We start from the raw sequence: 21638 nt of genomic DNA, 5'->3' as shown, positions 1-21638 counted from the left end.
TATGCGTCAATGAAAATCCACCTTATTCCGTGAAACTTACCATAGTGTTACATCCCTTTTTTTCAGCAATAATACCTGCTGGAAACTGATTTTCGCAATACATTTTATTTCACCCACTAGGTTAAACAAAATTTTGTTTTTTTACTGTATCATCATGCATTATCCTGTATAATGAAAGTATCAAAAGATAGGCGGAGGCAGTGCAATGAAGAAAATACACATTGAATTCAGCGATGAGCGGCTCATTACTCCCAGTGGTCTGGTATTCGTAGGGCAAATACTTGGAAAAAGCAGTTTTGTTAAAAAAATCAACCGTGCTCCAATTTCAAAAGATTATCTGCAGAAACAGATAAAAAATGGAGACGTGCTCCTCACCTATATTGGTATGCTCTGTCAGGGAAAACCCCAGTATGAGGCTGTCCGTGAAATGATAGATGACCCTGACTACTACAAATACGCATTAGGCATCTCCTATGCGATTCCTTCCGCCGAAACACTCCGTCAGCGTTTTGACATGATCGGGGATTCCCTGCGCAAAGACATCCAGCAGGCAAATGTCGACATGCTGCGTGAAATGCACATAGAGCCGACAGCCCTGGATAACGGCTTTGTTCCTGTCGATATTGATGTAACCCCCTTTGACAATTCGAAATCCAATAAGGAAGGCGTATCCCGTACCTACAAGGGTTTTGACGGATATGCACCAATTATGGCATATATCGGCACAGAAGGATACCTCGTCAATCTTGAACTGCGGATTGGGAAACAGCACTGCCAGAAAGAAACTCCTGATTTCCTGAGAGAGACCATTGAACTGTGCAGACAGCTGACGGAAAAACCACTGCTCATCCGGCTGGATTCCGGCAACGATGCATCTGAAAACATAGGCATCTTTATGGAAGAAAGCTATAAATACAACAATGTGTCTTTCATCATAAAACGGAATCCCAGACAGGAAAGTAAAGAAGAATGGCTGGAATCCGTCAGGGAATGCTGCCAGAATATCCAGCATCCACGTGATGGGAAAACTGTTTATATCGGACAGACCTTCCGGAATGTGACATATTCCCTTTCTGATAACGAGGAGAAAACTGTCGGAATACGCACAATTTATGAGATCACGGAAAGAACCATTGACCGATATGGGCAGTATTTTATCGTACCCGATATAGAACTGGGCACATACTGGACAAACACTTCCCTGCCAGACGAAACAGTCATTGATCTTTACCATGCCCACGGAGAAAGTGAGCAGTATCACAGTGAAATCAAGACGGACATGGATGTTGGAAGACTCCCGTCGGGAAAGTTTGAGAGCAACAAACTGGTGCTGGGTGCTGATAAGAAATGTGGTGATGCGACCTGTATCATAATCATAGGAAACTTGCGCTTTCGCATCCGACAAGACCAGTGCAAACTTTTCATCAGAATTAACTTCTTTGTTTTCCTAATCGTGTTTAATGTATTTAGTGATAGTATCGATTAATTCCTCCATGTTAATCGGCTTGGAAATATGGTCATTCATGCCTGAATCCAGGGATTCCTGAATATCATCTACAAAAGCATTTGCAGACAAAGCTATAATTGGAATCGTAACTGCATCGGACCGCTCTATACCCAAGGCTCGAATGGCTTTTGTTGCTTGGTATCCATCCATGTTTGGCATCATAATATCCATCAAAATAAGATCGTATGTGTCTCGTGGATGATTTTTAAACAATTCCACAACTTCTTTTCCGTCTGATGCGCGTGTTACGGTCATATCAGCATCTTCCAGTATTATCGTAGCAAGTTCAGCATTTAGATCATTATCCTCAGCCATAAGAACATGAATACCCGTCAAATCTCTATGTGGAGGTTGTTTTTGTTTTGATTGAATAACTTGTTCTGTCAACTCCAGTGGAATCTCCACAGTGAATGTAGTACCTACACCTTTTTTGCTCTCAACAGCAATTGAACCGCCCATCATATCTATATGTTTTTTTGTGATGGCCATGCCAAGACCGGTTCCCTTATATTGGGTTCTGGCATTAGCATCATCTTCTTGTGAAAACGGCTTGAATAATTCTTTCTGGAACTCTTCACTCATGCCAATACCATTATCTTGAACAACATAACGAATTATGATATGTTTCTCATCCGTTCCGGGGTAACTGCTGATATCCAAAGTAATCTTTCCACCGTCCTTTGTGAATTTCACAGCATTGCCAAGAAGATTCACCAAAACTTCTCGAATACGCGTAACATCCGCAAGGACATATGGGTTCTTTGGTCTTTCTCGATGTACTTCAAACTTAAGATCTCGATTATAAAGAAGTCCATTCATAATCGCCTGGACGTTATCTGTCAATTGAGTAATGTCCACTGGCTCAGGTGAAATGATATCTTTTCCGCTTTCAATGCGACTGAAATCCAAAACGTCATTCAACAAAGAGAGAAGATGATTCGAACTTTTTTGAACTTTCTCCAAGCTATCATGAATATCTGAAACCGTGTTCTGGTGAAGCGCAATGTTTGTAAATCCAATAATGGCATTCATCGGCGTTCTGATGTCATGGCTAATATTAAGCAAAAACGCAGATTTTGCTTTGTTGGCAGCATCTGCTTTCTCAGCGGCGTTCATTAATAATTGTTTTTGTTTTTGCTCTTCTGCCTTGCTTTTCTGGTAAACATAATAGGTATATAGACAAATTAAAAGCAATACAGCTCCTGCGACTAAACCGCAGATGATGGAAATATGATTCGTCTCTTCAACCATTCCATAAGCTGATTGCATATCCATTTCAATGCAAAATGCGCCAATGATTTCTCCTGTCCCATCATGATTTGCTCTTACAGGATAGCAAGCCGTAAAAATCGGCCCCCATGTTGTATCAATGATATCCTGAGAGTACACATTCTCCCCAGAAATAGCCCTATCAATATACGGAACCATTTCTTCCTCAATATAATCTCCAGGGTGTCTTACATCATCCGCATCCGAATCCAAACCATCTACCACATAAACGAGTTTTCCTTCTTCATTTTTTGTAGCGGTGTAAATATATCGAGTAGAATTCAGTGTTCTGATTTCATTGAAATATGAAGAAATATCCTTATATATTTGCTTCTTTTCATCAGATTTATCTTTGATTTGATCAAAATCTTCTTTGCCGATTCTTCCATCCACAAGTTTGTGTACTGCATCTGCACTCGCTGTATCGCGCGCAATTTCTGTTTCAAGGGCAGTCTTAGTGTAAGAACTTTGCAGGATAAATGTGTACAGTGCTATTACAAAAATTATCAAAAGCCCCATAAGCACAAGGATACTACCTGTATTCTTCAGTCTAAGGAATTTCTTTTTCTTCAAATTAACTCCTTCTTTTGTTTTCTTCATGCTGCTCATTCACATCCTCTAAATTCTAATTTTCCAATTTAACAAATTCCGATTTTCTTGATTCTACAAACTGGAATTTATAACTCTGTTCTATACTGGTTCAATCTTGATATCGATATAGTCACCTTCATCAACATTATAAACATGTTTCCCTAATATCGAGAGAACAGCTCGTATGTCTTCAATATCTTCGCTGGCAAACTCTACATATGAATTTATTGTATCAGATGTGTTTTCGTCTACATAATCATCGTGCAGATATACATAAAACTTATCTAAAATATCTTCAAGCGGGTACTGGGATATCACTGGCTCCGAAGGAGAATTTTCACCCAAATCCGGCTCTGCTTCAAAAACTATTGAGGTTACAAAGATTTCCTTTGGAGAATTTGAGGGATCATCCATATTAACCATGACGATATCGTTATCCGTGCCTACATCCTCAATATCTCTATAATACTTTCTTCCCTCATAGTTCAGTATTAAATAATCTTCGAGCATTTCTCCTGCTCCACATTCCCAGCCCTCGACCTGTTTTAGCTTTTCAGCTAAAGCATTATCATCCAACTGCTCTAATCCGAGATAATCATCACTCTCTGACCCAGTTTCATATGTTTTATATATTTTCCCATCTACTATTTCGTAATCTGCCGTTTTATATTTCTCCGCCTCATAAAACCTTATATTTTTCATCTTAATCCCTCACACAACTTCCGATTGAACTTTCCATCAATTTAATTGCTTCATCAACGGATACACATGTAGCAAATCTCTTTGGCCACATCATATCATTGTAATATTTATATGTTTCTTCTCCAGTCATATAGTCGTTATCAAATGTTGAATTTGCCCCTTGTGGAACAATTACTTTATATCCTCTCTCAAAAGCAGATTTCACAGTTGCATCTATACAGAAGTTTGTCTGTAGTCCCACTATCATTAATGTATTATCATCTTTAACATAATCCGTAAAATCTTTATTTCCAAAACAACTATTGATATTTTTTATAAATATCTTTTCCCCTTCCCTAGGAATCACTTGTTCTGCAATTTCGAAGTCTTCATCACCGATTGAAAACCCCGTTCCTGGTCCATCATCATGTTGAAAATAGATAACCTCTATTTGATTATCTCTAGCTACTTTTATAATTCTTATAGTATCATCAATAAACGCTTCAAAATTAAAAAGTCTACTATCTGTTATTCCTTTTTGTATATCTATCACAAGTAATTTCATTCGTTTCTCCTTTACACATAAAAATTCCGATTTCTCAGTTTCAAAAACTGGAAGTTATCGAGTTCTTTTACAACTTTCCACCTAAAACAGGAAATAATCCAAACTTATTCAAGCATCTCTATAAGAGACTTCAATGCTTCTTGTCCATCATCGCTTCCAAGTATTGAGTAGGAATCTTCATATTCATCATCTGTAGCGACAACTTGGAAAAACGGTTTTATTGTGACTCCTTTTATAATATATTCATATATTTTCTTTAAATCTTTAGTAAAACCATGCTTCTTTATAAATCTATTAAATTCCCTATTATAATCTGAATCACGAGGTTCTTCATATTCCTCTATAAATGCATCCACAGATTTTAATATATCAGCATTACAGAAATCATCTATATATCCTCTCTGTACCGCAACAATATTCATGAACTCATTTATATTGCGGGCTATGATTCCACATTCGCCCTCTGTACCGATATATCCGATCATTTCATCATCTAACACTACCCATAATCCACCTAAGCCGTCACGTGCAAACGGTTTAATATTCTTATAACTGGATTCTCCCGATCCCATAAGATCTTCAAACCACGAATCATCCTCCTCAAGATCCTTAACCCATGCCTCATCATAGATTTCAATATCACAATCGAAAAATGCATCTTTCAAGTCTTCATCATTATATATTTCTTCCAGAAAGTCTTGGACATCCTTCGGTAAATCAGTATTATTGAATTTTTCATGCCCATCTAATATATATGCAAACTCCTTATTATTTACAGATATCTCAATATCACTATACAGTTTCTTAAGATCCGTTCTCGTAGCTTCGACAACTCTTGCATCCGCAATATCATTGATTCGCATTTCTTCCATGTGTTTTCTCAGCAAAACATCTCTGACTATCGCATAATTAATCATGTCATAGCTACAATGTTTAAATATCTTTGTATAAATGTTTTTCCCCTTTTCTACTATTCTTACGACATATCCATTTTCATCCACTTCGACAAAAACCTTACCATCCTCAGGATTTTCAACATTAATGTATTCTGCTTCTATTTTATCTGCATTTGTATAATCGTGATAAAGCTTATTGACCTGTATAGGCACCCTTTCTTTTATACTATCTATTGCATCAAATCTATAGATAGTCTTTGCTTTTTCAAATAAATCTGACAGATCGGGATATTCCTTTGACAAAACATCCATATTTCTCGCAAGTGGCAATGCGCTGTTAGATTTAATACTGATTGCATAATCAACAAGCTCATTGAACAGCTTAATCGTTTCTTCCCTTCTATGCATGCTTTGCGAAATCAATGCAATCGAGTAATAATAGCCCATGATATCCGGTATAAAATCTGTGTTTTTAAAAGGATATTTCATATCCTGTAATGTATCCAGAACTACATCGACAATTGCATCATCCTCAGCGAACACCGCCATTTTCTTAAAATCTGACATAGCGCCCGGTACACGAGCATAAGACGCTAACTTTTTAACAAGCTTCCATACAGGTTCCTTCATTTCTTCAGAAGCATGTTCCATCAATGGCAATGTCATCTTCTTATGGCTATAATTCTTTATTTCATCATCGCTTGGAGTATTTTTCTTCATTTCTTTCCCTCACAAATTCCGATTTCTCAGTTTCAAAAACAGGAATTTGACTTAATATCCATGGTCAACATGCTGCCACTTTCCGCCATCTGTTCTAACTAAAATCCACTTCCAATCACTGTATGTACTATTTGGATTCAAAGACCCGTTTCCACCAGATGAATCAACATCGAATGAAGATAATAAAACAATGACTTCATCTGCATTGTTTCTGTCTGCCCAATCTTTATAATCTTTCGTGCAGTCATCTCCGGCATAGTAAATTTCTGTGAGAGTGCATCCTTTCCAGTCACTCTTAAACTCCTTTTTTATTGTGTCAATAGCGGCTTTAATATCCTCTTCTGAATAGCTCTCAGATTCAACATTATGAGTTTTCTCTTCACTGACATCTCCACCACAAGCACTCAAACCAAATAAAAGCATAATACATAGCATTGTACATACGATTTTCTTCATACAAGACCTCCTTAAATCCCGATTCCTCAGTTTCAAAAACTGAAATTTTCGAGTGTGTCGCTAAATTAGATTTTTTCATCAATTATCATTACTAAAATACTCATTTCTAAGTATGGAATAATAAACTTCGTCCACAATACCTTGATTACAGGTTCCCGACTGCCTAATTATTCCTTCTTTTTTCATTCCCATTTTCTGCATTACACTTCCTGAGTTTGGATTACCTGCAGCATGCTTTGCATATACACGTTTGACTTTTACTTCTTCAAAAAAGAATTTTACCAATGCCCTTCCTGCTTCTGCAGTTATACCTTTTCCCCACCATCTGCTTCCAATACCATACCCGAGCTCCACACTTTCTGTTGCCTCATCGAGACTTACTACTGATATATCTCCAACCAGTTCATGCGAATCTTTTAACTCAATTGTCCAAAAATAGAAATCCTGCTTATCATACGATTCTATCCAATCAATTAGTAATTGCTTTGTCTCGTCGACATTTTTATGCGGTTGCCAACTTAAAAACTTTGTTACATCTTTTTCTGTTACCCAGTTTTTAAACATGATTTCTGCATCATCTAATACATGTCGTTTAAGAACTAATCTATCTGTTTCTATTCTAATTGTGCCCTTATGTTCCATACGCATCCTCCATCATCAAGAAAATTCCGATTTTCCAGTTTCAAAAAAAGGATTTTTCAAATTAGTCTTTGCAAATAACCTTTGAACCTTCACCATCAATTACAATTCCCTGATGGTTGTTAATAGGGCATAGATTCAAATCCGAAAACTCAGTCATTATTTTCTCGGTAACTTTCTTAAATGGTGCTGTAAGATAATGCGGAAGAACATAGAAATCAATCAAATCAAGCCCTGCATCATCTTCTTGTGAGTAGTCCTCCGGCTTTTCATCCATTTGCTCGATATATTGGATGCTTGGAGCGCATATAATTGCGCCTGCCGACTCGCCGATCATCAATTTTCCATTTGCCAATTCCTTTTTTAGCAACCCATCAGTTCTTGTTTTACGGAGTTGGTCCATAAGAAAGAAAGAATTTCCGCCGGTAAAATATATCACATCTGCATCTTCAAAAACAGACTGTATCGTTGAATAAGCCTCCGTTGAAATATCAATTTCAGTTACGATTGCTCCCAACTTTTTGAATAATTTTCGAGCCGAGCCGACATAACCGGTGTAGCCTTCACGCAACGAAGCTGTTGGAATAAATGCGACTTTCTTATTTTCAATTTCTTCCTTTATCAGACTTCCTACACTTGAAAAGTGCGAACATAAAAATAGTTTCATCAATATTCTCCTTTATAAATCCCGATTTCTCAGTTTCAAAAACTGAAGTTTATTTACTTTTCTTCACAACCGGATTCTTAGAAAACATATCTTTTATTCATAATCCAATTATAAACACTCCGAAAAGTGACCATATAATAAACCCTGTCATATTGTTTCTCCTTACAAATCGAATTAAAAGCCACCATAATGAGACAATGTCTCTGTTGCAAATTCTGTACCAACTCTCATAGCCTCGTAAATATCACCAATTAACATATGAGAACACACAAAGCCTGCATGGTAGCTATCTCCGCAACCAGTAGTATCAACTATTTCTAAAGCTTCATCAGCCGGGACAAAATACTTTTCACCATTATAATATGTAACACTTCCTTTATCAGCTAAAGATGCATTAAATAGTCCTTTATACTTCTTGGAAAATGCTTCAAATATCGGAAGAATTGATTCCTCTCCACTAATCAGGAAATAATCTATATATGGTGCATATTTTTCCATCTCCTTAAAATTACGATATTCTACAAAATCCACAGCCAATCTGAAGTTATTATTCTTTTTTAAATCTATAATTTGTTCAAAACAGCCTGCCCAGAAATGTATAAATACAACCTCTGATTTTTTTATAAAGTCCAATTCGTCTTGATTCAATATCATTTTATCAACAATATCACCCGTCCATGAATCATCTTTGTAATATCTGTCACCGTCAGCCGTAAGATATGTACGATTATTTGCAGTTACTTTATCCTCTTCAACTCTTACATGGCTTACATCTATTCTCTTATCAGAAACAGAATCCATAATAAATTTTGCGTAGGAATCCTGTCCAACCGCACCCAATATTGAAACATTAAACTCCTCAAATTTTGATGCATGAACTGCAAAATTAAGGGCTTCACCACCTGCACGCAATTCATCTGTTCCATCAAAAACATCTACACAGAGGCACGGAAGTGCCACTAAATTTATCATTCTTGTACCTCCCTAAATTCCGATTTTCACGTTAGGTTTCATCCAAATATATTTCTATTTTGCTGAATACTTTATCTTTACAGAAATCAAACTCAGGAGTCTTTTTGATATAGCTGAATATATCTTCTTCAATATCCTCATTCCATATAGTTCGTTGAAAATCTTTATTTTCTTCCGTTGGAATATATAACACATCCACATGAATTTGATAATACTCTTCCTCATCATTAGGAAATTGTCTAACCAAAGAAAAGTTAAACATAGGTTTTCCTGTAAAAGAATAGGTTCCTGTTTCAAATAAAATCATATCTTCTTTAAGTGGCATATTACACATCTCCTCGAACACGCTTACTATGTGTTCCAGACTAGAATTATCTGAAATGCTATTTTGCAAATATCCTAATAAACTTTCCTTTGATATCTTCTTAAATCTATCAAATAATCCCATTTGAACCCTCCTGTAATTTGTACTTATAGGCTCAGCATAAGCCCCAATATCATATGTAATATATTATTACAACAAAACCATAACCCATGTTGTAATATCGTTCTGATTCCATAAAAGACTAAATAACCGCCTTGCCTATTTCCTCAGCATCTGCATCAGCAAATAATATAAATTCTTTGATGATTTCATCATATGTATATTGTCTTTTATGTGATTTTTTCATCGAATGTATTATATACTGATTATCTTCAGTGATTTTAACACGAACATAATGATTATTTTTCCAAAAAGATACTCGGCTTCTATATTTCGTATTTTTCTTCCATGCAGCATTTTCTTTTCGCTCATTAGGCGTCAACGAAGATAAAGGACTGTTGACCAATATCATTTTGCGTTCTTATACGAAAGCAAAATATGGCTTGGCGCAAACAATATTGCTGCGATAAGCAACAGAATTGATCTGCTCATAATTCCACTAAACAAGAACAAAACTGAGGGAATAACAGATAGCGCCAGTGCTCTGAATATGCTGCTCTTCTTAAAGCAAATTATCCAAATTGCACAATACAACACTACTAATATCGCGTCCACAATAAGGTATATGGCAAATGCTTCGTCAGACCACCACCCGAACCATGTTCCAGGAATGTTAATTATCATAAAACCAAAGCAGCCAAACCTTCCTATCTGTTCTGCAACCTCAACAAATTTATTGCTCCATTTGTTTTGAAATCCCTCTTTGCATCTAACTGCAAAAATAATATTGGGTATCATAATAACTGCAATCATTATCAGTCCGAATATATTTAACCAGTCCATAACTTTCTCCATAAATTCACATCACCACATGCCCTTGTCTGGACGCACCACTGAATTTTATCTGATATTATCATAAAATCTCTGCAACACGATCGCCAACTCTTCCGGAGCTTCTATGTTTGCTTCATGACCTGTTTTCGCAAGTTCATGGAAACAGGCGTTGTTAAAATATTGGCAAAGTTCTTTTGAAGTTTTTTTGTTTGCAGTGTCCTTTTCCCCACAAATGAGCAATACCGGACAAGACACCTTATGCAAGGAGTCACTGAAATCCAATTCAGCCATCGTCCTGCACAGGCTGATAACATCCGCTTTTTTGAAACCCATTTTACCGAATGCCGAATTCGGCATAAGATGAAACAACATATTCTGAACTTTCAATAATTTTTGGGGCATTTTATACTGTGCTGCAATTAATACGAGCGCCTTTACTTTATCTGGGTGGTCTATAGCATAATTAAGTGCCAAAACAGCCCCTAGAGAAAGCCCACATAAAACAATTTCATCGTTCACCTTGTCACATTCTGATGAGAATGCCGAATATAATTCCTTATATGTAGCAGATTTTCCTTCTAACATCTCTGCCAAACTTAATTTTACACTACTTTCCGATACCTTCGTTTCTTTTATTACTCTATTCCAACTGTCTGGCTTTTGTCCTAGTCCATGCAAATATAAATACTTCATATATTGTCACTCCTCCTCATGTGGGGACGTTCCTTCTCAATAGAATTCCAGCCTGTGCTCCACCAGCTCGCTTCCCTCATATACGAGCTTGAGTGAGAAAAATCTCTTCTCCCCTTCAAGTAGCAATTTCAGGAATATCGCATCCCCGCTCCACGTCGGAAGTGTTGGCACAATCTCTTTATCTATCCATTGAAGATCACCCTCATCGCATATCTGGACATCCCCCTCAAATCCATCTGCGGTGAACAGGCACATAAGCTCATTCTCGCACTCATTGCTTATAAATGTCACCAGACCTCTGAATCGATATGATGTAAGCGTAAGTCCCGTCTCCTCCTTTATCTCCCTGAGAAGGCAGTCTTCAGGACTCTCACCCTCCTCGGCATGTCCACCTACACCGATCCATTTGCCTTTATTAATGTCCTTCTCCTTCTTTGTCCTGTGGAGCATCAGGTATCTTCCATCTTTCTCTATGTAACAAAGTGTTGTCAGCTTCATAATTACTACTGTCTCCTTACCCTCTTTTGCACGTTTCATGTCGCAAATACAATTAATCTTTCTCGCTCCGTTCTCTGCTGTTCACTATGTATATTCCTGTGCACACCAGCACCAGCGACACCAGGCTTACCGGGCCAAGTGCCTGCGCACCCTCGCGGAGCAGCCATGCCGACAGTATCACGCCGAACACCGGATTCATAAATCCAAATACTGCAACTCTGGATATGGGATTGTACTTGAGCAGCATTCCCCACAGAGAATATGCCACCGCCGATACAAGAGCCAGATATATAAGCATCAAAACTCCTTCAGTGGATACAGTACTGAGTCTGCCTCCCATAACAAAACCGGCAGCCGACAGAATCATTCCGCCAAATATAAACTGGTAGCCACTGAGCATGACCGGATTGTGTTTTGCCGAATATCTCTTCAAAAATACCGATGAGAACGCATAAGCCACTGTCGACAGAAATATCGCACCCTCTCCTGACAGGCTCATCTGAAAGTTCATTCCGTTCATATTTATGAGGACAACTCCCGCAAATCCAACCAGACAGCCAAGCATCTTCTTCGCAGTTACATTTTCCTGATGGAATATGAATCCTGACACTATGATGGCAACGAATACATTTACTGCCTCTATGATCGAGGCCTTGACTCCGCTTGTGTGCGCGAGACCTATATAAAAGAACAGGTATTGTATGACTGTCTGCAGCATAGCAAGCCACACTATTTTGCCGGCGCAGCCCTTCTCCGGCTTTATGAACTTTCCTTCCAGCAGACTTCCAAATATCACGGCAAGGATTCCCGCCAGCACGAATCGCATACCGGCGAACAGTATCTGTGCCGACGTATCCGCACTCTCTATATTCCACAGTCCATAACCTATCTTTATACAAGGAAACGCACTTCCCCACAACAGGCAGCACAGCATGGCACCGAACCACACAACACTGGTCTTCTGCATCCATTTGTCGTTTATCTCTATCTTTTTCATATTTACTTCTCTCTCGTGTCTTTTATATCATAGACTAACAACATTATATACGATTATAACTGCCAGTCTATATTCTTTGCATTCTCAGCAAGCAGCAACCTGGTCGCAAGCTCTTCATCATCCAGTTCTACATAGTCACCATTTGCATAATATCTCCACTCGGCTGTCATCTTTTTCCCTGTAAAGTTCGTCTCCCTTATGACCCAGAACTGTTTTGGAGACAATCTCTCCTGATTATTTTTCATCAACGTATAGCACTCTGTGTACTTGCAATTCTTTACTAGTTCCTTGACATCCATAAATGTCTCACGATTCTGAACCTGACATATAAGCAGACTGCAATTCTTCTTTGGTTTTCTCTGTACCCTCTCAATGGATATATCAAACCATGAACACAGTATCATATATATCAATATGTATACAAACAAATATGCTATGGAAAATACGACATCACCTTTATCGCCAATAATCTTGTATAGGAACCATTTATTAAAATAGAACAGGATCACGCCAGTCAGAAATGAACATAAGATCAGATCTGTGAACCACTGGCCGGCTATGATCAACCCATGTGTGTTACGTGAATCTGATAAAAAGCGCAGTATCCATAGAATCAACAGTGTGCCAACCGCCAACACAAGAGCCGCTATGCCAAGATGCACACCTGAGTCAAATATCCAATGCCAGTTAAGCGGCAATTTTATATGTTTTATATCTTGCAAGAGGTACTGCACATCAGGATTCCACACCGTATTGCCCCAATATATGAATCCCCATACTGCACCTATCACAAATAACAAAATCTCCTTTTTCCATCTTCCCCTCATAATGTACCTCCATTCTTAAGCATCTTTTATTGTATATATATGGAAAGTATATTTTTATACACGAAAAAAGTCAATTTTCTTTCCCCATTGGCGCGACTTGTTTTTGGCAAATATTTCTTCAATTATCTCCTCGTATATGATATGCTCTAGTTAGTTTATGCTAACCATATAGATTATTTACAAGGGGGATTACATGGAACAGAAAGAAAAAATTAAATACCAAAGGAACTGCCTGCTGGGCGCGCTCGGCGCAGCGCTCCTGATCGTGGGGGATCTGTGTATCAGCATAGTACCCGCATCACCCGCGGACAAAGGACTTTATGTGAGGGGGGCATATCTGAACGGGGATTTCCAGCTGTGGAGAGTGGCTCTGCTGCTTGTGACAGGTCTTGTCGGTATGTTCTTCTATGCATTTGGCATAGACGCCATATCGGAGCAGATACTTCCCAAGTACCGCAAGACGAGGGCACTCGTCAAATACGCAGGGCTCATGTATGTCGCGTCCGCCGCGACACTGCATTTTCTCGTGGGAACACTCGCTTACTGGGTAACCTATCTGTCTGAACACATTGGAAGAGAACAGGCCATCGCATATGTTGACGACTACTACAATCTGCTCTTTCCAGCCGTCAGCATAGTGTACATACCTACGGCTCTGCTCATGCTCACAAGTCTTATATCGCTGCTGGCAGGCAGAACTGTCATGAAGAGGAGCATGATCGTATTTCACATCATCACATGGCAGCTTATATTTGTGCTCATTCCTGACATCAGACAGGCCATGGGCGCCGACATATCCACACTGGATTATGTATTCAGTCAGGCATCAGGAAACACCGCCTGCCTCATCTGGCTAGTTGCCAGCTTTGTATATTCTAAAAGAAACAGCAATTAACAACCGTCTCCAAACTAATTCAAACATATAAAAAGTTCCATGCATCTGCACCGTGCAGACACATGGAACTTTCTTATTACTCTATATTAACTTCAATCTACAGCATACCCTCTTTGATGATGTCGTGGTCTCTCAGCACCTTCTCGATCACCGTGCCCTGGATCTTCTTCAGTATAGGTCTCTTGAGCTTGTTCAGAGGTCCAAGATTTATCTCAAGCGGAGATTTGCCATCCATGAGCTTCACGCTGCTGTCCAGCAGTTCACGGATATCGTACACACTTCCCCACACCTCAGGAACACCTCTGTCCACACCGAGGAGTCCATACACAGCCTCCATGGCAGTTCTCACTGAATACTCTGTGGTGAATACTGTGTCACGAGGGGTATCGGCGAACTGTCCGAGGAATGCAAAGTTGGTGCAGCCATCAGGGATGACGTCCGGTCTGTCGCCCTTTGCTCTAGGCATGAAGAACGCGGTGATATATGGCATCATAGTTGGCACACAGACTGCGCTGTTTGTGGCCAGCTCCTCGATCTCCTCTTCTGGCACACCCAGATGGTAGAGCCACTCCTCCGTGATCTCCTTACCTGTGCAGTCCTTCATAGGTTTCTTGATATAATCGCCCGGAACATCTGTGAACAGACCATATACCCATACACACACCTTATCCTTGTCCTGGGTCTTGAACTGTCCCTGTCTGTTGATGGTCCAGCTCATCAGCCAGCTTGAATCCTGACAGCTCACGATACCACCAGTGACAACCTTTCCTGTTCTCGGATCACGCTTACAGATATCCACGATGTAAGGGATGATCTTGTCGTCCAGCGTTGTGACTGTGGCTGACTCCCAATTCGTCTTAGATATATCAGAGCAGAACTTCTCAGGATGGCCAAATGAAGGATCCTGTGCAGCTATGTTCTTCCACAGGCTCCAGCAGCCGCTTGTTCTCACCTCTGCGTCACCATTTGGTGCATGATTCTGATCACCGTAGATAGTTCCCTCCGTGCAGCTTCCATTTGTGACAAATACAAGATCGTTCTCAGTGAGCGGAATACCCTTCTCAGTTCCGTTTACCCTGCACTCGATGGTCTTTGCTATCTTCTTGCCGTCTCTCATGTCAAATATAACATTTGTGACCTCCGTGTTGTACTGGAATGTCACGCCCGCAGCTTCAAGATACTTCACCATCGGAAGGATCAGCGACTCATACTGGTTGTACTTTGTGAACTTGAGGGCCGAGAAATCCGGAAGTCCTGAGATGTGATGTATGAATCTCTGGAAGTAGAGTTTCATCTCCAGTGCACTGTGCCAGTTCTCAAATGCGAACATCGTCCTCCAGTACAGCCAGAATGTTGAATCAAATACCTCTTCATCGAATACATCCTCTATCGTCTTGTCATACAGATCCTCGTCCTTTGTCATGAAGAGCTTCATGATCTCCATACAGCCCTTCTGGCTCAGATTGAATTTGCCATCTGTGTGGGCATCCTTGCCTCTGTTCACTGTTGCTCTGCACAGTGAGTAATTTGGATCCTCTTTGTTCAGCCAGTAATACTCGTCAAGAACCGATACCCCCGGTGTCTCTATGGAAGGTATACTTCTGAACAGATCCCACAGGCACTCGAAATGGTTCTCCATCTCACGTCCACCTCTCATGACGTAGCCTCTGGCAGGATCAAATATTCCATCGCACGCGCCGCCCGCTATATCCATAGCCTCAAGAATATGGATATGTGAGCCAGGCATCTGTCCATCACGGACAAGGAAACATGCAGCCGCAAGTGATGCAAGTCCACTTCCAACTATATATGCGTTCTTGTCATCCACGCCCTCCGGCTTTCTCGGTCTGGCAAATGCCTCGTAGTTACCATTTGTATAATAGATTCCCTTGCTGTTCTTCTCATGCTTTCCGCGCTCCGTATTGCGGTACTCAGCATGTTCAGCCGCAGCCTTCTCCTTCTGAACTTTTGCCTTATTACGATTTTTAACTGTGAGAGCTGCTGCTCCTGCGCCGGCTGCTGCCACCGCTGCTATTCCGATTCCTAACTTTTTCTTTGACATAAGCAATTCTCCTTTCAGTTTGCCGTCTATATCCATCTCATGTCCCTATAATAGCTTGCCCAATTTTTATTTCATATTTACAAAAAAAGTGGAATGATAAAAATTTTATCATTCCACCCGTTTTGTATAACTCTATATTGCATATGTACTCTAGCGATACCTTCTATCGCCGCCCTCCTGCCTGTAATATGCCGCCTTGTTCTCGTACATTCTCTCATCTGCAGCCTTTACTATCTCGTCAAATGACTCCCAGTCCTTCTCATCACTTGACACATAGCCACATGATATCGATACGGATTTCACCAGCTGTCCAGACCATCCACGCACAACGTCATCAAACTCCTGCTGCACTCTCTTCAGCCTTCTGGTATTTACAAAGATGATGGCTGCAAATTCATCACCGCCCATCCTGTACACCTTACCATAGTTTCCAAAACACTGCTCCATACACTCGGCAGCACCCTGAAGCAGTTCATCTCCAGCCGCATGTCCCAGGGTATCATTCACTGGCTTAAGCCCATTTACATCCATGGACACATACACATATACAGAATCTCCCGGCAGCTCCCTGACATCATCTATATATGCACTCCTGTTATAACATTTTGTGAGCTCATCTGTATAAGACCTTCTTATCAGCTTCTGCTCCCGTTTCTTATCTTCATCTATGTTTCTGGTGGTAAATATGACTTTTAAAGGACGTCCGTCCTCGTCAACATCTATCGATATAAATGACAGTCTGAACCATCCAAGATCCTTCACCCTGAACTCACCTGATACAATCTTTTTCTTGATCAGCCTGTCCCCCAGACTATCAAGATCCATGAATTTCTGGGCACTTGCCTGATGTTCATCCACAACCACCTTATGAACGATCTTCCTCATAAGTTCCTTCGCCCCTGCTGCCCGCTCACCAGCCCTCAATATCAGGTCTCCTGCGGTATAGAGTGCAAATGTATCATGTTGAAGATCAAGCATATGCATGCTGTAATACATCCCCGACATGGATGTCAATATTGACAGCTGTTCATTTCTCTCCCGGTTCGCATGTATCACCTTCATCACCATGCTTACCACCAGGCCGGCGGCAAAACACAGATACAGTGCCATGATAACCATGATTGCCATATTACTCCGGCTATTCACATCCATTCTATATATGACCCCGATCACATACTCTCCGGATCTTCGGAATACACATCTGTTTCTAAATCCATTAATCCTTCTTATGCCTGTAAAACTGTCTTCATCGTCCGGCAACATATCATCAGTCACCGAAATGCCGATCTCATCAAGAGTAAGCCCTACTACCGGTTCATATGAACATCCATATATTTCTCCCGATTCGCCATCTGCCACTACAACACTCAGACCATCATACATAGGCATATTGGCAACCACCGTGGATATCTCATTCTGTTTTACTTCATTCAGAAGTCTTCTCGGCTCGATTCCAACCTGTATCATCTTGGTTCCATCATCGTTCCATGTTATTGCATACATCATCTTCTTACCATTTGATGTGTTCGGAGTGACATCCTGACACATGGTGAGATTCTTGTCATCAAGCATCGGCTTGAAATACGCCATCTGCTCCCCGGAATCAAAGCTATATCCAAAATATTCGGGATTGGTACCAGCATATATCACGCCATCCGTATTAAACAAATGCACCTCATCAACAGATATAAGTGCAGCAATCTTGCGGAGCTCATCCACATCATTTGCCACCTCAGGCTTTGCATCAACTATATACGCCACAGCCTTAGCCCTGACCATATAATCTTCCTTGAGGGAGTCTATCAAATCTTCCTCACTTGCCTTATTCTTCTCAATTACATTGCTGACCTGATCCAGCAGCACCTGCGAGGTCCTGTCAAAACTCCTGTTATTGATAAAGCTCAGTATGACCGCCTGGATGACCATAGCAACCAGCACAATTCCCCCTGTTATCAGTATTATCCCCGGCAATCTCTTTTTCATATCTGATGTTCGATTCATAAGCGCTCTCCCCGCGTATCCCGCAGTACTAGATTTCTTTATCCTGATCCGTCCTCTGCTTTTACATCTCGCTTTCAAAGTTATGAATGGAATTTGCTATATTTCCACGAAGCGTAATGCTAAGCTGCTCCACTATTTTATGATAATCGTCTTTCATCCCCTCGTCTACCCAGTCAAGCATAATTCCAACAAATCCATACTTGTAAAAGTCTGCTATGAACTGCTTATCATTCTCAGAAAGATTATCCCCTGCGCATTTCTCATCCACTACATCCGCTATGAGCTGGTACGACAGCTTATATAGATAGTTTTCTATCTTTGCCTTATCCACCGACCTATATATATTTACGATAAAGGGCTTGTTCTCAAGCACAGCCTCAAACACCTGTATCATGCCCTCCTGCCAGGTATCGTAGGTCTTCTTATCCTTCAGTGCCTGCTTCCCATCCTCTATACACACCCACTCGGCAAGCTCATATATGTCCTGAAAATGATAATAGAATGTCATTCTACTTATCCCGCAGTCTCCAGTGAGATCCGCTATCGTTATCTTGTCAAATGGCTTCTCCTTGAGAAGCTTTTTCAGAGATGCCTCAAGTGCTTTTTTAGTTGAATTTGCCATGCATACCTCCTGTTATCTAAGCTGTTCATATCATCCTTATAAACAAACATACTCATAAAAAACAATGTTGCTTCTTATGAGTATATCTTTATGTTTATTATATTCTTTTTTCGACAATTCTCTACTTAAAAATGTTATATTTCCTTATCTTTCTTCTGATCTTACGTCTGTTCTTCTCGTCTCCAAAGAAGCTGCTGAGCTTTTCAACAAACAGTGTCAAATATCTGAACATAGATTCCGCAGCAAATGCAAATACAACCATGAGCAGGAAACATATGTTGGATATCGACTCTATGGCAAACAGCCTGCCGAGGAAAAGGCCACAGAACAGCAGTCCGATTATGTTGATAAGAAGTACACCATACTTCATCTTGTTGAACGGATGGCTGATCTTGATTATTATCATGAATCCGACAACCGCAAGAAGCATTGTGCCGGCTGTGGCTATGTCCTCACTCGGGAGATTGAAGACCTGTCCGCAGATTACAAGTGCTCCGACCGACAACACATCCGTGAGTCCTGCAGGCAATGCTTTTAACATGACATTTACCATAAAGTTTCCCTCTATACGATCCCTGTTCGGCTCAAGTGCCAGCAGGAATCCCGGCAATCCTATGGTGAACATGCTTATGAGCGATATCTGTGAAGGCTCCAGCGGATATGTGATCGCAAATATCGCTGAGAATATGGCCATCAGCAGTGAGAATATATTCTTAACAAGGAAGAGACTTGCTGATCTCTGTATATTGTTGACCACCTGTCTTCCCTCAAACACCACATATGGCATACGTCCGAAATCCGAATCCAGAAGCACCGTCTGTGCCGCCTGCGCAGCCGCTTCACTTCCGGATGCCATTGCAATACTGCAATCGGCATCCTTCATTGCGAGTATATCATTTACACCATCACCAGTCATGGCAACCGTGTGTTTCTGTTTCTGGAGCGCCCTGACTATGAGCTGCTTCTGTTTAGGCGTAACTCTTCCAAATACTGTATATTTATCCACAGCCTCAGTTATATCCTTCTCAGACTCCAAAGTGGACGCATCCACATAGTTCTCCGCTCCATCTATGCCTGCCCGCTTTGCCACCTCTGATACTGTGGCAGGGTTATCTCCGGATATAACTTTTATGGCAACGCCCTGCTCTTTGAAATATGTAAATGTGCTCTCCGCATTTTCCCTTATTGGATTTGAAAGCACTATATAACCAATAGGAGATATGCCTCCTAATGGTCTTACCGAACCAATAGAATCCTCTCCTGACTCCGCCATAAGAAGGACTCTGTATCCCTTGCTCTGGTACTCCTCTATCTCTTCGGATATATCCTCATACCTATCCTTCATTATAAACTCCGGAGCACCAAGCATATAGTCTCCCTCGACAAATGACACCTTGCTGTATTTGTTCGCTGATGTGAAAGGTTGTGTCTTGAGCAGTGTCCTGCTGCCCTTCTCTATCTCATTCTTAGCCACATAGGCTCTGATTGCCTCCATTGTGGCATTGTTGTCCTCAATGACCGCTGAGTAATCCGCCAGCAGATGCGCAAATGCTCTCTTGTCCATCTCGGCATCGCCGCATCTGCCGCTTATCACCAGCTCTGTAACCTGCATACCCGGCTCAGTGATGGTTCCGGTCTTATCCACACAGAGTACATCGACTCTCGCAAGTGTCTCTATACTCTTCATGTCATGCAGTAACACTTGTTTCTTCGCAAGTCTTATTGTGCTGAGCGCAAGCGCAACAGTTGTGAGCAGATAAAGTCCTTCAGGGATCATTCCGAGAACCGCCGCAACCATCGATACAACACTCTTCTTGAATGTCTCTCCATTCATGATATACGCCTGGCAGAACAATATGATTCCCACTGGTATGATGATGATTCCAACCCATTTTACAAGTTTGTTGATGTACCTGATCATCTCTGACTGTTCGCCGTCACCCATGGCCTTCGCCTGGGCTGTGAGCTGTGATATGTATGACTCATTGCCCACCTTGTCAAGCTTGGCATAGCACTGTCCGGACACCACAAAGCTTCCGGACATGAGTCGATCACCTGATTTCTTCTTGATCTCATCCGACTCACCGGTGAGCAGGGCTTCATTTACCGATATACTGCCGCTGAGCACCGTAGCGTCAGCACATATCTGATTGCCTGCCGACAGAATGATGATATCGTCCTTAACCAGTTCCTCTGATTGTATCTGCTGTTGTTCTCCGTCTCTCACAACTATCGAATGTGGCGCATTTAACATGCTCATCTTGTCAAGAGTCTTTTTTGCACGCAACTCCTGAAATATTCCTATAACCGTATTGCCTATGATGACCGGCAGGAAAGTCAGATTCCTAAACGAACCAACGATACATAGCAGCACCGTAAGTATGAGGAATATAAGATTGAAGTACGTAAGCAGGTTGGACTTGACGATCTGCCCCACAGTCTTCTGCGTACTTATATCCGTGTGATTGGTCTGTCCATTGTCGATCCTTTTCCTTACTTCCTCCGAGGTAAGACCCATGATCGGGACTCCTCGTGTATCCAAATTGCTTTCTGAGTTTGTATCCAAATAAAACACCTCTTCCTGTGTATATGGTCGGCAAATGTTATGCATCGAGCAGCATTTTGCATCGACTGCCCATGACATCTCATTATTTCTTTAACAAAGTTCTATTATAAGTACTCCAAGTAAGGTTATTCAAGGATGATGGCAGATATTTCATATTTTTTTAAGAAACCTTGTGTCTTATTAACGACAAGCGGACAACCATCTGGTTTGAGATATAGTTGATGACTGAGTCGGCTAAACAAAATGAGCATAACAC

At 40.8% G+C, this 21638-nt stretch carries 20 protein-coding genes and 1 pseudogene; 2 read left to right on the top strand and 19 right to left on the bottom strand.

The window, feature by feature from the left end; all coding sequences use genetic code 11:
• Nucleotides 1-205: 205 nt before the first annotated feature.
• Nucleotides 206-1333 (top strand): annotated as a pseudogene (locus ARA78_RS12080) (IS1380-like element ISClsp2 family transposase); the annotation flags it as partial.
• A gap of 114 nt (nt 1334-1447) precedes the next feature.
• On the opposite strand, the gene ARA78_RS12075 reads toward ARA78_RS12080, so the two are convergent.
• The 15 genes from ARA78_RS12075 to ARA78_RS12005 form a co-directional block, all read right to left on the bottom strand.
• Complete coding sequence (locus ARA78_RS12075) at nt 1448-3376, bottom strand: hybrid sensor histidine kinase/response regulator (RefSeq protein WP_082423637.1); 1929 nt, start codon at nt 3374-3376, stop codon at nt 1448-1450.
• A gap of 90 nt (nt 3377-3466) precedes the next feature.
• Complete coding sequence (locus tag ARA78_RS13940) at nt 3467-4069, bottom strand: hypothetical protein (RefSeq protein ID WP_156329477.1); 603 nt, start codon at nt 4067-4069, stop codon at nt 3467-3469.
• 1 nt (nt 4070) lies between these two features.
• On the bottom strand, nt 4071-4613 hold the full coding sequence (locus ARA78_RS12065) for a cysteine hydrolase family protein (protein WP_055280589.1): 543 nt from the start codon (nt 4611-4613) through the stop codon (nt 4071-4073).
• A gap of 104 nt (nt 4614-4717) precedes the next feature.
• The gene (locus tag ARA78_RS12060) at nt 4718-6229 is read right to left on the bottom strand and encodes an SMI1/KNR4 family protein (RefSeq protein WP_055280588.1); all 1512 of its coding nucleotides are present in this window, start codon (nt 6227-6229) and stop codon (nt 4718-4720) included.
• Between the two features lie 51 nt (nt 6230-6280).
• The gene (locus tag ARA78_RS12055) at nt 6281-6685 is read right to left on the bottom strand and encodes a lipoprotein (protein ID WP_055280587.1); all 405 of its coding nucleotides are present in this window, start codon (nt 6683-6685) and stop codon (nt 6281-6283) included.
• A gap of 78 nt (nt 6686-6763) precedes the next feature.
• Nucleotides 6764-7327 carry a GNAT family N-acetyltransferase gene (locus tag ARA78_RS12050; RefSeq protein WP_015534086.1) on the bottom strand — a complete coding sequence of 188 codons (564 nt, stop codon included), beginning with the start codon at nt 7325-7327 and terminating at the stop codon, nt 6764-6766.
• Between the two features lie 61 nt (nt 7328-7388).
• Nucleotides 7389-7991, bottom strand: coding sequence for a Type 1 glutamine amidotransferase-like domain-containing protein (locus tag ARA78_RS12045; protein WP_015534087.1), 603 nt, complete (start codon nt 7989-7991; stop codon nt 7389-7391).
• 174 nt (nt 7992-8165) lie between these two features.
• On the bottom strand, nt 8166-8963 hold the full coding sequence (locus tag ARA78_RS12040; RefSeq protein ID WP_022215831.1) for a PfkB family carbohydrate kinase: 798 nt from the start codon (nt 8961-8963) through the stop codon (nt 8166-8168).
• A 31-nt stretch (nt 8964-8994) separates the two neighbouring features.
• Nucleotides 8995-9411 (bottom strand): hypothetical protein, encoded by a 417-nt coding sequence (locus tag ARA78_RS12035; protein ID WP_022216316.1) that lies wholly within the window; start codon nt 9409-9411, stop codon nt 8995-8997.
• 118 nt (nt 9412-9529) lie between these two features.
• Nucleotides 9530-9799 (bottom strand): hypothetical protein, encoded by a 270-nt coding sequence (locus ARA78_RS12030; RefSeq protein ID WP_022216317.1) that lies wholly within the window; start codon nt 9797-9799, stop codon nt 9530-9532.
• Nucleotides 9796-10242: a hypothetical protein gene (locus ARA78_RS12025; protein ID WP_004853452.1), complete on the bottom strand. Its 447-nt coding sequence runs from the start codon at nt 10240-10242 to the stop codon at nt 9796-9798. The genes ARA78_RS12030 and ARA78_RS12025 overlap by 4 nt, the downstream gene beginning before the upstream one ends.
• A 45-nt stretch (nt 10243-10287) precedes the next feature.
• Nucleotides 10288-10914 (bottom strand): alpha/beta hydrolase, encoded by a 627-nt coding sequence (locus ARA78_RS12020; protein ID WP_055280586.1) that lies wholly within the window; start codon nt 10912-10914, stop codon nt 10288-10290.
• 36 nt (nt 10915-10950) lie between these two features.
• Nucleotides 10951-11412, bottom strand: coding sequence for an NUDIX hydrolase (locus ARA78_RS12015; protein WP_055280585.1), 462 nt, complete (start codon nt 11410-11412; stop codon nt 10951-10953).
• Between the two features lie 52 nt (nt 11413-11464).
• Nucleotides 11465-12409, bottom strand: coding sequence for a DMT family transporter (locus ARA78_RS12010; RefSeq protein WP_055280584.1), 945 nt, complete (start codon nt 12407-12409; stop codon nt 11465-11467).
• A gap of 53 nt (nt 12410-12462) precedes the next feature.
• A complete protein-coding gene (locus ARA78_RS12005) occupies nt 12463-13236 on the bottom strand; it encodes a hypothetical protein (protein WP_004851542.1) in 774 nt (257 codons plus the stop codon).
• A 193-nt stretch (nt 13237-13429) separates the two neighbouring features.
• Between ARA78_RS12005 and ARA78_RS12000 the strand changes: the two genes are divergently transcribed.
• Nucleotides 13430-14131: a DUF6796 family protein gene (locus ARA78_RS12000; RefSeq protein ID WP_004851544.1), complete on the top strand. Its 702-nt coding sequence runs from the start codon at nt 13430-13432 to the stop codon at nt 14129-14131.
• Nucleotides 14132-14228: 97 nt separating this feature from the next.
• Here ARA78_RS12000 and ARA78_RS11995 read toward each other — a convergent pair whose 3' ends face one another.
• The 4 genes from ARA78_RS11995 to ARA78_RS11980 all read right to left on the bottom strand — a co-directional run bounded on the left by ARA78_RS11995 (nt 14229) and on the right by ARA78_RS11980 (nt 21427).
• The gene (locus tag ARA78_RS11995) at nt 14229-16193 is read right to left on the bottom strand and encodes an oleate hydratase (protein ID WP_055280583.1); all 1965 of its coding nucleotides are present in this window, start codon (nt 16191-16193) and stop codon (nt 14229-14231) included.
• Nucleotides 16194-16343: 150 nt separating this feature from the next.
• Nucleotides 16344-18194: a GGDEF domain-containing protein gene (locus ARA78_RS11990; protein ID WP_055280582.1), complete on the bottom strand. Its 1851-nt coding sequence runs from the start codon at nt 18192-18194 to the stop codon at nt 16344-16346.
• A 61-nt stretch (nt 18195-18255) separates the two neighbouring features.
• On the bottom strand, nt 18256-18816 hold the full coding sequence (locus ARA78_RS11985) for a TetR/AcrR family transcriptional regulator (protein WP_022215953.1): 561 nt from the start codon (nt 18814-18816) through the stop codon (nt 18256-18258).
• Nucleotides 18817-18937: 121 nt separating this feature from the next.
• Nucleotides 18938-21427, bottom strand: a complete 2490-nt coding sequence (locus ARA78_RS11980; RefSeq protein ID WP_420314950.1) for a cation-translocating P-type ATPase — start codon at nt 21425-21427, stop codon at nt 18938-18940.
• Nucleotides 21428-21638 lie beyond the last annotated feature (211 nt).

Origin of the sequence: Coprococcus eutactus (genome assembly GCF_001404675.1) — a bacterium.
Classification (GTDB): domain Bacteria; phylum Bacillota; class Clostridia; order Lachnospirales; family Lachnospiraceae; genus Coprococcus; species Coprococcus aceti.
The sequence above is the reverse complement of the archived record's forward strand: the minus strand, read 5'-3'. Positions and strand labels throughout refer to the sequence as shown.